This is a genomic window from Vibrio sp. 10N.222.46.A1, from assembly GCF_041473595.1.
Classification (GTDB): domain Bacteria; phylum Pseudomonadota; class Gammaproteobacteria; order Enterobacterales; family Vibrionaceae; genus Vibrio; species Vibrio tasmaniensis_A.
In genome coordinates, this window is the sequence record NZ_JBFRSN010000256.1 from 1 (window position 1) to 14195 (window position 14195).

At 40.2% G+C, this 14195-nt stretch carries 22 protein-coding genes; 5 read left to right on the forward strand and 17 right to left on the reverse strand.

Annotated elements, in window-relative coordinates; translation table 11 throughout:
- From AB4496_RS08730 to tnpA, 3 genes are all read right to left on the reverse strand, one after another.
- The coding region (locus AB4496_RS08730; RefSeq protein WP_198592080.1) for an IS66 family transposase zinc-finger binding domain-containing protein at window positions 1–497 on the reverse strand (497 nt) is incomplete at its 3' end.
- A 59-nt stretch (window positions 498–556) separates the two neighbouring features.
- Window positions 557–910, reverse strand: a complete 354-nt coding sequence (gene tnpB / locus AB4496_RS08735; RefSeq protein ID WP_011154649.1) for an IS66 family insertion sequence element accessory protein TnpB — start codon at window positions 908–910, stop codon at window positions 557–559.
- Window positions 907–1224, reverse strand: coding sequence for an IS66 family insertion sequence element accessory protein TnpA (tnpA, locus tag AB4496_RS08740; protein WP_102257395.1), 318 nt, complete (start codon window positions 1222–1224; stop codon window positions 907–909). The genes tnpB and tnpA overlap by 4 nt, the downstream gene beginning before the upstream one ends.
- Before the next feature lie 442 nt (window positions 1225–1666).
- Between tnpA and AB4496_RS08745 the strand changes: the two genes are divergently transcribed.
- From AB4496_RS08745 to AB4496_RS08765, 5 genes are all read left to right on the forward strand, one after another.
- A complete protein-coding gene (locus AB4496_RS08745; protein ID WP_157936389.1) occupies window positions 1667–2398 on the forward strand; it encodes an HNH endonuclease family protein in 732 nt (243 codons plus the stop codon).
- Between the two features lie 54 nt (window positions 2399–2452).
- Window positions 2453–3859, forward strand: coding sequence for an N-6 DNA methylase (locus AB4496_RS08750; RefSeq protein ID WP_102257397.1), 1407 nt, complete (start codon window positions 2453–2455; stop codon window positions 3857–3859).
- Between the two features lie 185 nt (window positions 3860–4044).
- Complete coding sequence (locus AB4496_RS08755; protein WP_102257398.1) at window positions 4045–4338, forward strand: hypothetical protein; 294 nt, start codon at window positions 4045–4047, stop codon at window positions 4336–4338.
- Between the two features lie 105 nt (window positions 4339–4443).
- Window positions 4444–4770, forward strand: coding sequence for a hypothetical protein (locus AB4496_RS08760; RefSeq protein ID WP_102257399.1), 327 nt, complete (start codon window positions 4444–4446; stop codon window positions 4768–4770).
- A gap of 11 nt (window positions 4771–4781) precedes the next feature.
- Complete coding sequence (locus AB4496_RS08765; protein WP_102257400.1) at window positions 4782–5027, forward strand: hypothetical protein; 246 nt, start codon at window positions 4782–4784, stop codon at window positions 5025–5027.
- Window positions 5028–5144: 117 nt separating this feature from the next.
- Here AB4496_RS08765 and AB4496_RS08770 read toward each other — a convergent pair whose 3' ends face one another.
- The 14 genes from AB4496_RS08770 to AB4496_RS08835 all read right to left on the reverse strand — a co-directional run bounded on the left by AB4496_RS08770 (window position 5145) and on the right by AB4496_RS08835 (window position 13989).
- Complete coding sequence (locus AB4496_RS08770) at window positions 5145–7301, reverse strand: hypothetical protein (RefSeq protein ID WP_102257401.1); 2157 nt, start codon at window positions 7299–7301, stop codon at window positions 5145–5147.
- Window positions 7302–7320: 19 nt separating this feature from the next.
- Window positions 7321–7944: a hypothetical protein gene (locus AB4496_RS08775; protein WP_102257402.1), complete on the reverse strand. Its 624-nt coding sequence runs from the start codon at window positions 7942–7944 to the stop codon at window positions 7321–7323.
- 340 nt (window positions 7945–8284) lie between these two features.
- Window positions 8285–8599 (reverse strand): hypothetical protein, encoded by a 315-nt coding sequence (locus AB4496_RS08780; protein ID WP_102257403.1) that lies wholly within the window; start codon window positions 8597–8599, stop codon window positions 8285–8287.
- An 81-nt stretch (window positions 8600–8680) separates the two neighbouring features.
- Window positions 8681–8890 (reverse strand): hypothetical protein, encoded by a 210-nt coding sequence (locus AB4496_RS08785; protein ID WP_102257404.1) that lies wholly within the window; start codon window positions 8888–8890, stop codon window positions 8681–8683.
- A gap of 15 nt (window positions 8891–8905) precedes the next feature.
- Window positions 8906–9163, reverse strand: a complete 258-nt coding sequence (locus AB4496_RS08790) for a hypothetical protein (protein ID WP_102257405.1) — start codon at window positions 9161–9163, stop codon at window positions 8906–8908.
- Window positions 9164–9173: 10 nt separating this feature from the next.
- Window positions 9174–9341 (reverse strand): hypothetical protein, encoded by a 168-nt coding sequence (locus AB4496_RS08795; RefSeq protein WP_157936390.1) that lies wholly within the window; start codon window positions 9339–9341, stop codon window positions 9174–9176.
- 32 nt (window positions 9342–9373) lie between these two features.
- Entirely contained in the window at window positions 9374–9886 is a 513-nt protein-coding gene (locus tag AB4496_RS08800; RefSeq protein ID WP_240798309.1) for a DUF262 domain-containing protein, read from the reverse strand.
- Window positions 9887–9897: 11 nt separating this feature from the next.
- Window positions 9898–10365, reverse strand: a complete 468-nt coding sequence (locus AB4496_RS08805; RefSeq protein ID WP_133151954.1) for a hypothetical protein — start codon at window positions 10363–10365, stop codon at window positions 9898–9900.
- A 167-nt stretch (window positions 10366–10532) separates the two neighbouring features.
- A complete protein-coding gene (locus tag AB4496_RS08810; protein WP_133151955.1) occupies window positions 10533–10805 on the reverse strand; it encodes a hypothetical protein in 273 nt (90 codons plus the stop codon).
- A gap of 56 nt (window positions 10806–10861) precedes the next feature.
- On the reverse strand, window positions 10862–11473 hold the full coding sequence (locus tag AB4496_RS08815) for a hypothetical protein (protein ID WP_102257408.1): 612 nt from the start codon (window positions 11471–11473) through the stop codon (window positions 10862–10864).
- A gap of 57 nt (window positions 11474–11530) precedes the next feature.
- Window positions 11531–11833 (reverse strand): hypothetical protein, encoded by a 303-nt coding sequence (locus AB4496_RS08820; protein WP_102257409.1) that lies wholly within the window; start codon window positions 11831–11833, stop codon window positions 11531–11533.
- Between the two features lie 51 nt (window positions 11834–11884).
- Window positions 11885–12493 carry a hypothetical protein gene (locus AB4496_RS08825; protein WP_102257410.1) on the reverse strand — a complete coding sequence of 203 codons (609 nt, stop codon included), beginning with the start codon at window positions 12491–12493 and terminating at the stop codon, window positions 11885–11887.
- 26 nt (window positions 12494–12519) lie between these two features.
- The gene (locus tag AB4496_RS08830) at window positions 12520–12969 is read right to left on the reverse strand and encodes a hypothetical protein (RefSeq protein WP_102257411.1); all 450 of its coding nucleotides are present in this window, start codon (window positions 12967–12969) and stop codon (window positions 12520–12522) included.
- 255 nt (window positions 12970–13224) lie between these two features.
- Window positions 13225–13989 carry an EAL domain-containing protein gene (locus AB4496_RS08835; protein ID WP_102257412.1) on the reverse strand — a complete coding sequence of 255 codons (765 nt, stop codon included), beginning with the start codon at window positions 13987–13989 and terminating at the stop codon, window positions 13225–13227.
- Between the last annotated feature and the right edge of the window lie 206 nt (window positions 13990–14195).

The following is a 14195-nucleotide window of genomic DNA, read 5'->3' on the forward strand; positions in this document are numbered from 1 at the left end:
CCTGTTTTCTCGCACTGGCGGCAAGCGTACTTAGGGCGAACATATTCCAACACCTTGAGTACCGCAGGTGTGAACTCTAGCTTCTCGCTGCGGTCTTCACCGATTTTATGCAGGCCATGATTACAACAAGAACACTGCTTTTCATGGTCGTCTAAATCGAGTTCGATAACCTCACGAGGTAAGGTCTTAGGCAGAGGTTTACGTTTACCACGCTTTTTCGTTATGATCGTGGTTGTCACCTCAACTTCTTCTTCCTTAACGGCTTCACATTCCGCTTCGTTGAAGAGGTCACCTTGTGATTCATCGTAAGGCTTTAACGCCTCCGAGCGTTTAGCGAACTGGCGGTCGAAGGCGAGTTTGAGTTGTTCAAGCAGCGATTGGCGCTCTTGTTGCCATTGCGATTCCTTCTGCTCTTGCGAGAGCATCAGGGCTTTCACCATCGCTTGTAGCTCGGCAATATCTTGGCTTTCTGGGTTGATATTTGGCGTCTTTTCCATGGCATTGATTATACTAAAATCGTGCCGTTAACGCTTGGTATATAAGGCTTTATTCTCGATTAGCTCATTGTAAAATCGTTTATTTTTACGGGTTCATGGCCGATAATTGTGAAGCCAGAAAGCAGTCTATCAAGCTCAAATTGAGTGAGGGTAAACACCTGATTTTTCTCTTTTGAAGGCCACTTATACTTGGCTTTTTCAAGGCGTTTATACCAGAGGGCGAAGCCTGTTTTATCCCAGTACAGTACCTTAATCTTATCGCGCTGTTTATTGGTAAACAGGAACAGCGCACCGCTGCCAAGAGGTAAGTCCGTATCATTTTCGATAATCGCTGCAAGACCGTTGATGGACTTTCTAAAATCGACGCTTTCACGATAAAGGTAAATGTCTGGAGCGCTGAGCATACCTTTCATGACAACGCTCCAATGAGTTCAGCAAGATAGGTCGCTGGCGTACCTTGAGGAATGCTCAGCTCCACATCATTGATGAGAAGTGTCATGTTAGCCGTAGCTATCTGGGCCTGATACTTGGTTGTATTTTCGACGATTTCGGCTTTAACAAATCCGACAGATTCCGATTGGTTTACTGTTTGGAGTTGACGCCGCTTGGCGAAGAACGTGGATAAACTCAGTCCATGCTCTTCGCAAAAAGCGCGTTGGGTAACACTGCTGCTTTCATATTGTTCAAACAGTGATTGCCATTCTAGGTTGGTGCGTCGTTTTGCCATTTCAACTCTCCTTTGGGTTGGAGAGTTGATCTTATTCTTCGCGCTGAAAGATTAGAATGCGGGGTTTATGGCGCGCTTACGATTTTTAAGCATTTATGGGGGTGTCGTTGCCGGGAATAGAAGAACGAAGCCAGGTAGGTATTGGGCTGCCGTCGACTTGGGGTTAGCTCAAAGTCTGCAGAATTTTCCTGTAAGCTGTTGATTAATGGTAATTTAAAGCAAAAAAAACGGCGACTTTTTTGATAAAGTCGCCGTTTCTAATATTCCGTTTACTTTGTAAAGCTAACGATGATAACTCTACAAAAGAAATGATAGTCAATTTGGAAGTTAATATCAATAGAAGGGGACATAATAACTAAAAAATAATACTATGTATAAATTGGAAAATTACCGAGTAACAGCTATAATAAAACCGTATTATTTAGTTTTATTGAGGGAGTCTATGAAAAATATTATTTTCGGTTTAACATTACCAACCGTATTGCTGTTCACGTCACTTTGTGTCGGCGCTTCAGATGTGGTCAAGCTTTCAAACTCAGGCATATGCCATGATGAAAACAGCGCCTGGTTTGAAAAGACCAAAAGCTTCACGATTTATTCCAGCTTAGAGAAATGTATTGCAGCTGGTGGTCGACCTACCAAATCCAACGGCAATAAGAAGGCGAATCAATCACCTACTTCTGTAAATGGTATCCCTAAGTACGTTAGATCTGATTATGCTCACTGGTCTGATTTTGATCATGATGGCATGAACACTCGACATGAGATATTGGAAGATATGTCATTGAGCATTGTTAAGTACAGTTCTAATGGTAATTACGTCCAAAGAGGGAGATGGAATGACCCATATAGCGGAAAGACCTTTTACAAAAGTAGCGACCTACAAATAGATCATGTCGTACCTCTGGCTTTTGCTCATTACGCTGGAGCTTGGCGCTTCTCAAAAGAGGAAAAGGAATTGTTTGCGAATGATGCCAGTAACTTACTCCCTGTTCAGTCTTCTTTAAACCAAAGCAAGTCGGCTTCCCCTCCAACAGAATGGCTTCCACCAAATTTAAAATATCGGTGCGCTTACATTTATCACTTTGACAGAGTGATGAAGAAATACAAGCTCACATACAAGAGCCACCAGCTAAGAACGATGAACAAGATGAAAGCTAAGTGTAAAGGCTAATCAACATATCAAAGCCGTCGATACATCAACAATATCTCAGTGGGGAACTAGACCATGAATTACCAAATTGAAAGAAACCCGGCATTACAATTTTCGAATGCAACTTCTGATGCTATGAGGAAGCTAGGTTTTAGCAAGCAAGGTCTAATGTACCAAAGCGTTTGGGACATAACTGACAACTTAATGTCATACTTGAAGTACGACGGCGACGAACTCACCCTTCCTGAAAATCTTGTTATTTGGAGATCTCTCTGGGAGGAACTTGAATCTAACACCAAAATTGGGGACGACCACTTTGCGAACATCAACCAAGAAGGTTCGAAACGTGGTCGTAGTTATGGGTCTGAGTTTTTCACCCCCGCCCTTCACTCAGATATCATGTGCAATGTAGCAGTTGATAGCCTTATGTGCCTATCGAAGAAATTACAAAAAGATGAGCGATTGAAGATCTTAGAACCGAGCTGTGGTACTGGGGCGATACTAATGAGATTCATCAAGGCCGCTTACCATAAATGTCCTGAATTACTGCCTAGAATGGATTTTATAGTTAACGATTTGAACCGCTCTAGCACCGACGCAGTTAGCATGAACTTCATGCTGCAACAGTTAGTCGGAGTGCCACTTACTGACCTAACAATTCACAATGGCGATGCATTAAAGTTACTTCCTATGTATGAGGGTCAAATTCATTGCGTCATCGGTAACCCTCCATTCCACAAAGTATCGTCAAACAATTACCCTGCAGGAATGACTCTGCCGTGCTTCTACAATAAACCTTTAGAGTATCTATACGCTAACGGCGGCCTTAAGATCGATAGCCCTACCTTTAAAGACGTCGATGGAAAGAAGCTATCTAAATTAAAATACAACTCAACGGTCCCTCTAGATATAGCAATCACAGAAATGTCCATTAGACTACTGAAGCCACTGGGTATTTGTTCTCTTGTTATTCCTGACGGGATTTTAGCGAATAGCAAATCAAAAGCATTTCGCCAGGGCCTAATCGATGGGGCTCATAACGATTCACCTATAAACCTCCTATCAAACATGTCACTTCCTAGTACGACATTTTTACACTCAGAAACAAGCGTCAAAACATCAATACTGACCATTTCAAAAAACGTGGCCGTTGATAGTGTCATGATGGCAGTAATTGAAGACTTGGGATGGGATAGTAGAACTAAAGCATTAAGGGAAGACGACATTACAAAGGGGAATATAGACAAGCTACTCAGCGAATTAAAAAAAACCTACGCTCACTGCGTCCAGAAGACGTTGTGTGACGAAACACTTCTTACCACCAGCGGTTTGGATAATCGATACCTAGAAGCAACGAAACCAGTATTGCTTACAGCTTCAGTGCCAGTTTTTGAAAGTGGACGATGCAAGCCAGCAGAATTAATTAATATAAACCCTCACCAAGATAATATTGATTTAGCAATGAGTGTTAACTCGATTTAGCTGACAAAGGATAAAACTAACCACTCTTTCGGGTGGTTTTTTATAGGTATTATTAGGTGTTAGGCGTCAATCCAAATAGTAAAGACTTCCAAATTAGCAAAGACTTCCAAATTAGAGTATGAGAAGTGGCTAATTCATGAACTACATGCTAAAATTACAGTATATAGTGTAAACGAGGTTTTATTATGAGTCACTTCTCAGCAACTGTTCAACTTGTTCACTTTGATAGCTCGCAATACAAGAGTTTTTCTCGCGCATTACAAGCAGGGGCAGTACACACACCATCAAAACGAGTCGTTGCCTGGACTATCGAGAGTAACGATTCAAGTGAGCTCCAAGACATCGCGAGCATGTACCGAGATTTCTGTTCGGATAAAAAAACCTTTGGCTTCGTCACTTATCAAGATGCTTTTTTTCAACTAGACGAACTGGACAATATGTTGAGTTATTTAGACATGGCATTCTCTACCGCCGCTTAGAAAGTTCTTACGACTCATAGCCTCCATTGGCTTGATGTATTTATAAGCAAATGATAACGCTAACATTAACTCCGTTGAAGTAACCTAAAAATTAGAGTAATTACTATGACAAATCCTAAGACAACCAGCATTGAGTTTAACGTTGATATCCAGCTCAGTGGAATTGCTGAAGAATTAACAAAGTTTGGACTGAATTATTGCGGCGGAACCTTTAACCACCAGCCAACAAATGAAGAGTTTGAAATAACCTTATCCAAAGTTTCGTGGGTTCATGACTTAAAGAAAAATGCTGACGATATGGACCGCAAGTTAAAAGAGTCTAAAGTAACAATTAATAAGCTTGAAAAAGTACTAGAAACACTGGTTAAATCAAACTGCATAAATAACGAAGGGATTGCCATTATTGACACCCTAAAAACCATCAAGCCTTAAAGGTAAACATCATGTTAGATAATTTAGACCTAAAATCCATTCTTGTCCTTTTAAAGCAAGACATATCTATTTCCATTCCATCGGAGCGTTTGTTGCAGAACTATCCCGACTGGTGTAGCTGCCCTAACCTATCAATGGCCGGCAGTGACCTTAATGGCATTATTTTGGTTGCGGGTATTATTAATGACAATTACCCTCTTACAGAGGACGGGGTGAAACAGATCATTAGGGACACTAGAGATGCATTGTCTGAGTAGACTAACTTGAAGAGAGTTGAAAGGTAGGGTTTTAGAATTTTATCGTAAACACCAAAGCCGCGAAGCCCCCCCCTACACAGGAACAGGCAGCTGTTAACGCCTCGACAATTAACGTTTTTAAGTAAGGACCTCTTCCTTCTCGAACGCCGTCACCAGTTCAGTCAAAGGACCCCGAATTAGCACTGCTGATTGAAGCTGCTCGATTATTCCTGCTCCCTCGTCAGGTTCACATCCAAACACCGCCGTATCACTATTAGTATCCGTAAAAATACCAGCGCCAATAACTGCAGCTTTCAATTCATAAATAATGTCACCAATAAAAGTCACCTTAAGCTCTGGTTCTACAAAAGATTCCACTTGTATAGCTTCAGGCTGGATAGTTACATGATCATTTATTGCAGACTTTAAAAAGGTCAAAATATCCAGCGTATCTATTGTAGAGGCCTCCTCAACTTCAAGTACTACTTCCTCCTCAGTTGAAATGGTAACCGCATTCCGATTTCTAGGTACCTTCGAACACTGCATTCCCCTAAAATCCTCCACCTCTACAATCTCAGAAAATAGATGGGGCGAATTGGAAGTGTAATAATTGGATTCATCGGAAAAAACTTTTACCAATGCTAAAGCTCTCAGTTCATCATAACTAGGTAACTCATACACAGTGACCAGTTCTTCCTTATAAAGTTGAATTAGGTAATCTGCTACAAGGTACTTATCTATATCAATATGCTTATGCACGGTTTGGAGAAGTTCGTTATACGGCACTGTAAATCCAGTAGAACCTTTAACGTGGTATCGAGGGTCTGTGATTTCGTTCCAATAGCTTATGTGCTTATCTATGATTATAGGGTTAAGCGTACATTCTAAAGAGTCAAGAATGGAATAAAGCACCTTTGTCGATCCAGTAGTACGTAAATAGTCGATTAGTGCGCTATTTTCTATAGCAAACTTACTCAGCTCAGCATCTAAAGATCGAACATGAACACTACCCGCGCGAGCTGATTTATTGGCCCCGAAAAAGCTCTGCATTACGCAAACGTCGCTACTAAATTCCTTTTGATGCAAATTGGCAATAGCGACACGCTCTTGATAACAGCCATTGTTTGTGCGTATAAAACCACCCTTACTAGCTTCAGACATACCCAAAAAATGGACGCGAGTAAATACTGGTTGATTCTGAGTATCTTTTAGCTCAAACAACGTTTCAATGTCCTTAATATCCATTCTTAAGTTAACGGACTTTCCATTTGGAAGCTTCGCATCACATCGAGTCGGTATACCCAAAATTACTGGTGCAAAATCTATAGCTTCCAACATGTCGAGCGCGTGCTGCTGTAAATTTCCAGTAGTGATTTTATGAATAGGCATGATTAGCGAAACGGATTTCGAGAGCCTTTGAATAATGTCTCTGTTTTCACGTAACACATCAACGGCAGCGATCTGATTGAAAGGATCATCAGGTAAGACGAAATAGAAGTTATGACCGGAACCCGGGGCAAAAGTCTTGGAAATTTGTTCAACCTCCCTCAGTACTGCACCAGCATCGATGTCTTGGCCTTTTTTAATCGCATTGATGATGCCGTTGTCAAAAAAGAAAGGTTTATCTGCAAATAAGTCGAGTTTCATTCGATTCATAAGCCAATCGCACTCAGGTTTATCCTCTGCAGACTTTAAGTTAACGTTCGCAAGAGACATCCCCCTGAATTGACCTGCCTGAACAGCCCCTTCAAACTCCCCGACAGCTGATATTCCTGACCGAAAATGCATTAATTCAGCGACAGGACTCGCTTTATGTTTCAGGAGTTTAATTAATCGAGAGCGCATCACGCCGATCCCCCTAAAATCCTTACACATGTAAAATTGCTTGAAATCTTTCACCACTCCTTTGAATATCGACTTTTTTAGCATCATTTCAAACGCTTGTTGGTATGCACTTGGTAAAAATACAAACAAACCACCAGCTCTATCCTCTTCATGGATAGTTGAAATACCTAAACTCATTGCGCAATTACGAGTATGTTTTTTAACCCATTCAGCAGGAGTAACATCCACTCCCATTTGGGTGTCGTATTTTGAAACCGAAGTGTTAGCGGAAAGGAAGCCATGTTCGGCGCTCATTACAATTAAGTTAATGTGATCACTTACATCTGCAGACCCAAGATGACAACGAATGTCTTTAAACAACCTTCCGTTGTACATCTCCATTGGTTTTCCGCTACGTAACTTATCTGCTGAGCACGCAATGATAACTGTCGGCTTAATCGTTCTGTTCATTTCTAGGCTTCCATATATATTAAAGGCAGTTTTCTATCATGTACTCGGCAAAATTCGGATCAGATAAGCCAACGAAACCACAAAGGAGTTCGGGTAAAGCATTCTTATTCTTCTTGTGAAGTTCCGAGTGATATTTAATGATATGTGAGAACACCCCACCCAACGTGTAACCAAAATCAGTAAGCATTTCTTCATCAATAAGCGATTTGATGCTATTTCGCTGACATATTTCCTTAATCGCAAATTGATACATTCTGTCCATGTCATCGAGCTTTGATTGGGTCAAACTACTTTTATCCTCTAACTCCGTAGGTTCACGAACCGTAACGTGAGCCACAAACGACTCCTGGTGAAAACAGTCATGTTCTAAAGAAGTCCCAAAGATAGGTGTGACGTGATAACCCTCACCTCTTAAGCGGCGAACTCGTAAATCAGCGCCTATATGACGACGAGATGCAAAATTCTCACCCTCAGAATTGTAAATAAATACGCCGTCAGAAGCCTCCAGCTCGACTTTTACTTTCTTAATCTCTGCCTCTTCAAATACACTACAAGAGCGTGTAGGTGCCTTCTTGCGGCTGGTGGCTTCCTTTTTAGGAGCTCGACCGAAAATCACTTCACCATTTTCGTTGAAATAAGCCATTTTATTTCCTTTAACTGATGAATAGAACATAATTATAACGCGCATATGCGTTATAATACATCAAAAATTAATGCCTATTTGCGTTTATTACGACTGACGAACACCACCTCGCCGATAAACGGTAACTTAGTGCCGTGTTAGAAATTGGTGGACAGGAAAATGGAATCTGCTTATAAATCGAAGAAATATACCAATTTGGCCATAAGCACACCGCATTGAATTAACTACTGGTTCGAAAGATGTTTACATATTAAAAATGGCAAAAAGGCTAGGTTATCACCTAGCCTTTAATATAGCGCCTGATTGTTTTCAGTTCACACTTACTCTTAATCCCCCCCCCCTAGCTGTTCATTAGATGAGTCGCACAAAGGTCTGTGAGTACCGTTTCCGTTACGCTTTCGAGCGAAGGGTATTCTTTCTCTACAATAATTTCTTCCCCACTCTTGTGACCAATCACTAAATGCACTGTAGGGCTCTGCGGTTTAACTGAAATTACGATTTTCATGTTACGGTTATTCTGCAAGTAACCGACCGCCGCATTTATCTCAGGAACATACTGAACCACACCCACCGAAATCCCTCCTTCAGTTGTTTTATCAATCACGGCATGGGATTGCAGCAGTAGTTGATTGAGTTTCTCTATTGTCGTTTCCATAATCAGTCAACCCAATGTCGTCATAATTAACACCACTAGATACATAGTCTTCTATCATTGACGCAGCCGTGGTGAGCGCCGTTATGCTGATTGCTGACTAGCGGCAGCCAAGCAACGCACACCAGACGCTGTAATATGACACTGCGATGATGTTTTAAATACATCAACAATCGCTAAAATATCACCATGCTTTCCTTTCCAAAATTGTGTTTCGACATTCGGATGTTTATCAACAACGATATTTAAGTTATCTACGAACCCTTTAATCGTGTTTAATTTTTCGGTTTCCATGTCCAACCTTTCCCCTTAGATGAACTCGAAGCGATCACTTGCAGAAACACCAATCTGCACACCTGCAAATGACCATGTTTGCTTCACACCTAGTCGATTTGATTCAGCAAGGTATTCATCATAAACAAACTGAGGGACTTTCATTTCCTTGGCGCGAGTTTTTGAGCGAATATTGTATTGGTTAAGATGCAATTCCAATACGCCAGTAACACCCTTCGCCACGGTTTGTTCCGTTGTTGTCAGTAGCCAGTTTGCTAAAAATTGTCTAAACATGATTTTTCCCTTATATATTACTAAAATCGACTTTGAAGCGGCGACCTACTGGATAAGCCTCTTCGTTGTAAGTTTTTTCATACCCTTTAGCAAAAAAGGAAAGCAACCACAGAGCAAATATTTGTGGTGCTGAGTGGGGTATAAAGATCAGGCCGTCAGACACTTTTACTATTTTCATTTCTTATAAATTCCTTATTTCTAGGTTATTAGTTAAGCTCGTTCGCTTTCCAAATGATCTGTCCCTGCGAAATTTAAGTGGTTGTAAACAGTCTTAAGCTTACGCTCATCAAAGCAGTCTGTTGTTCGCTTGCCTAATTCTCGATACAAAAAGCGAGATTGTTCTCTTCGATCTAATTCACTGTAAAAAAATCCAAAGACTTTGAAATTATCGTTAGTGTAATCCAGTAGCGCTTCAACTCTTTGCTGACCATCAATTAGACAGTCCGAGTATTTAGCCAATGTGTTGTTGTCCAAATCAAGATAACCGTTCACAACAATAGAACCTATGTCATAACCTAGATAGCAAGATTCTACGAATGACACCTTTTGCGCTAAAGTCCAAACGGAATCCCGTTGCCAGTCTGGAATGGGAAATTTACCTAACATTTTTCGCGCCCACGGGTAATCTTTTTCAGAATAGCCGTGGCGTTTGTCTACTAAGTCAGAAATCATGACTCCTGATTCACTAAACTTGATAATTGGTTGTGGGATTCGATTATTCACGTATTTCTCCCTTATAAAGCTTCAGCTTCAAGTGAATGGCAAAGAACAGATATTAAATCACGCTCTAATCGAGTCGTTTTGGAGCGTTGTTCAGAGCGTTCAGATAATTTTCTAATTACACGCTCAATACGCGGTTTTCCATATCTCTCAATAAGTGCATAAGCCTGTAAATCACGGTGAGCCGAACCAATTAAACCAGTGAGACTTGCACTCAACTTACGCTTACAAAAGTTTATTGTTATGCATAAAGGAATTGAAGGTATGATAATCAGCTCACCAACCCCCCCATTTATTACCGGGTTAATAAATTCATCAACACTCAAGTTGCAATCATCAAAGGCGAAGCTAAGAGCTAAGTCCATTAGTTGAGGCTTTTTAGTTTGCTTTTGCCATACTTCAACTTTGCGCCCCAAGACCTCTGTTTCCCAAACGTGATAACTGCCACATTTAGTAATGCACTTAATCTCAACTAGCATCATTATTCCTTCTACTTAACTTTATTTATAGTAAGTTCACAAAGCTATTGTAACGCGTATATGCGTTATTTCAAGTTAAAATAATGCACATGTGCATTTTAATTATCTGATAGCCTATGCTAACTAAAAAAAGCGACCATCGGTCGCTATTTATTAACATGATCTGCTTGTTAAGTGTTTGGTGCTAACTTTGACGCGAACAGTAAAGCCTGCTCCTCAGTGATGAGTAAACCCAAATCTTGAGCTACATAAAAAGCGACGAGTTCCTGCATTTTCTTGACGACCGCTGGTGGAATAGGCCGTCCACCAGCCTCTTTAGACCATGCCGTTGCATAGCCGGAATTGTATTTCAGACCTACAGCATCACACACTTTAGTAATGGCAACCGTCTTACTTAAACCTTGTGCATTCGTCATTTCGAGATAGACTTTAGCTACGTTCATAATTACCGTTAATTTAACCTGAATTTTGAAAGAATATAGCACACAAGATGCTAGTCTCACATAAATGTACTTTTCACTATGTGAAACTCACCAACATTACTCACTTTCAAACCAATAGCCTGTAATTCTTTGCTATCCCAAACCACATCGCGTGATACCTCACAGAGTTTTGGCTCGACTAAAGACGTTTTTTTTTCAGTGTCACAATAACTACAATCCGCAGAATATAAAACCTGAGTTCCATCGAAAAGATCATAGTCGACGTAACCTAACAAACGGTCACCAACAACAAGATAGCTTTTTTTTGATTGTTGGTAGCCTAATAAATGTCTTGGCTCTTGTGAAAGCATCAGGGTAGTTAGGCATGTATCAAGATCCGTACAAATCACTATCCCTTTATTATCCACAGTAAAGCTGCTGATAACGAGCCCTGAATTGTATAAAGCGTTATAGAAATTACTGCTATCAGAATGATTAGGGAATTCTGATATATCTCCGCAGTAACCTCTTACATGCATTTCCAAAAACTCTTCAATCTCTGCAATACATTCTTCCGTATACCAAGATCTAAACTTTTTGGTAGCAAGTATATTGCCAATTTTAAAACTTCCAATTCGTGTAGTGAATTGGCCATTCATAATTACTGTTCGTAGATCAGCATCTTGCATAATCACACCATAAATCTGTAAGCCACCAGTGATATTGCTCTTGTGGCGATTGCATAGTTAATCTTCACCCGCAAGCAATAGAGTTGTAACTCCTTGCTGTAAATTCGTTTGAATTCTAATACTCTGCCCACTAATTTCATAAAAGCTCAAGACGCTATCGCTTCCATCCAAAATTGAAGCTTCGTTGAGTTGCACACCTAACTTACAAGAGTCTCCATAATCGCCAGTGGTATGCTTCAGGATACAAGCAGCTAACTCGGAACCATGACGCTCCTCACTGAACCAATCAAAAAAACCGATAGTTTGCACCAATTGACCGATATGAAATTTCGCGTCAAGTGATAAAGTAATCTTTAACATGAACATGCCTATAAAAAGTAGACGCCGCTAAATCGCGACATTTCAAGGTAATTAAGCGGCTTTAGCCGATTGGGAAGTCAGAGAATGCGCCCACTCATGAGCTATAAGATCGACAACATATTCGCTAGTATCGATTACAATTTCCATATCGATATCAGCATAGGTACCCTCAAGTAGCCCCTCTACGTCATCTAAAAAAGAAGTAGTGACTTCTGTAAACTGGGTAGATAACTCCACATCTAATTTGGATTCTTCCCCATATAGTTCAAAAACTTTTAGTCGAGAGGAATTTGAAGTTACTCTGAACTCATCGGAATAAATACCAGTTGCATCGCACCAGTAATAATGACCAGCGACTGCTAAGCGCACTACCCACTTCTCGACGGTACCAAAATGATTAACAATAGCAGCACTCGTAGCAGCTTCACCAAAAAGCCTGATAATCCCGTCCATCAGTAAAAAATCGTCATCCTTTAGAGATTGAACCCAATCATTACTACGATTACTTGCTAAATCGCCCTGAGTTAGTGACGCTAAAATCAACCCCAAGTGTTTATCTGAAAACGTTTTTCTCAGTTCAACATCAGAATTATTGATAGAGCCCACTTCTACAGATAAAGCTTTAGATGTGGCAGATTCGATAGGTGTTACAGTTGACATAAGTACCCCTTACTCACTAATTCAGATTAATGAAAGACTTGATTGGTGACATATCTGATATCTTCTTGTCTTACTGCCTTTCGTTCTTTCGCTTTTTTTAGATCTTCTTCCGACGGTGCCTTCCCTAGTTTTGCCTGATTTTTGTAACGCTCTTTTGTCGATCTAATGATTTCACAAGAGATACAAGTACCATGACAATTATCCGTATTAGAGTTATTAGCATGAAAGAATTCACGCGTCAGTGGCCAGTATTCCAAACAACTCGTACATTGCTTTTCTATGCCATCGATAGAGATAATCATCTTTCCACGCTTCAAACGGTTCTGAAGCACCCTTTCTGGTAATTCGTAGTAACTATCTGCACCAATAGCTTCAAGGATTGAAGCGTTATGACTGCGAGCGATATCAACAGGTGATTCACCCTTTGCAATCGCTTCGTTTATCAAAGTAAAGGCATGTGTATTGTTTTTGCACATAAGAATAACCTCCAGTTACATTCAGAAATGAGCGCTTCGTGCTCCGTTGAATAAAAATATACATTTATAATAATATCGCGTCAACACGATTTTATTAATAAATGATAAATTAAGGCGTTTTCTTTGTAAAAACCTAGAATTCCAAAAAGATTAATAATTTTTAAACGTATGGGTGTAAAGAGATTATTGAGGCGTAGTGGTGAACATATATGGAAAGCCAACTAGAGTGATAAGGGAGCTCTAGTTGGCTTTAGTTTATGCTGATAGTGATAGTTTTTCGCTTGCGAACTGCTGTGTATTATTGAGGTCGACACAGGATAGTGGGTGTGGTTTTTTTAAAACGTATCCTTGTAACAAGAGTTTATTTGTTGATTCCAACCTCCTGATAATATTGGCTTGCTCAATTGTTTCGACACCCTCAAATACAATGTCCGAATGGCCGCATAGAACAGAAAGATCGACGAGATGTTTAGCAATAAGCTGGTTCTTTTTGCAGTGGCAAATACTGTTAGCTATAAAGCGGCCAACCTTAACTTGTGAAATTGGTAACTCTAACAATCTCTCATAGGCATTAATACCAGTCCCAAAGTCATCTAATGAGAACTTTAACCCTAAGCTACCCATTGAGTTCATAACAGAGCATAAGTTATCGTTTGACTCTCCATCATATTCCACCAGCTCACAAGTGAGATACCCCTGCGGATATGAACTGCCTTCTAGTGTTGTCTGGATTAGTTTTATTGTGTCTGGGTGTAAGAGTTGCCTTGCTGATAAGTTGAACTGAAGTGGGATTGGTCGCTGTTGAAAGGCGCTCATAGTTTGAGTAAGCATTAAGATAGAAAGCTTTGCTCCGCGCATCGGAGATAGTTCACGGAAAAACTTTTCAACATCGACAACATCAGCGCATCGAGTCAAAACCTCGTATGATTGAATTTCACCTGTAGCAACATTGATGATGGGTTGCACATAAGGCTGAAAGTTTTCGAAATTGGCTGCGACTGCAGAAGCACTTAAAGTCATGAAGTTCCTTTAATTTCAGACTATAAATTTTTTGATGTCCTAACTGCTCTTGCCGCTAACCGTACAAAAAATCGTATAGATGTGTCTTCCGCTTAACTTACAACATTCTGATGATTATTTAAACTAATGATTTTCTATTTTACTGATTTACTATCACCAGTGTAAACTGAACTTTCAATAAAATCGTTTGCAACGATTTCATTATA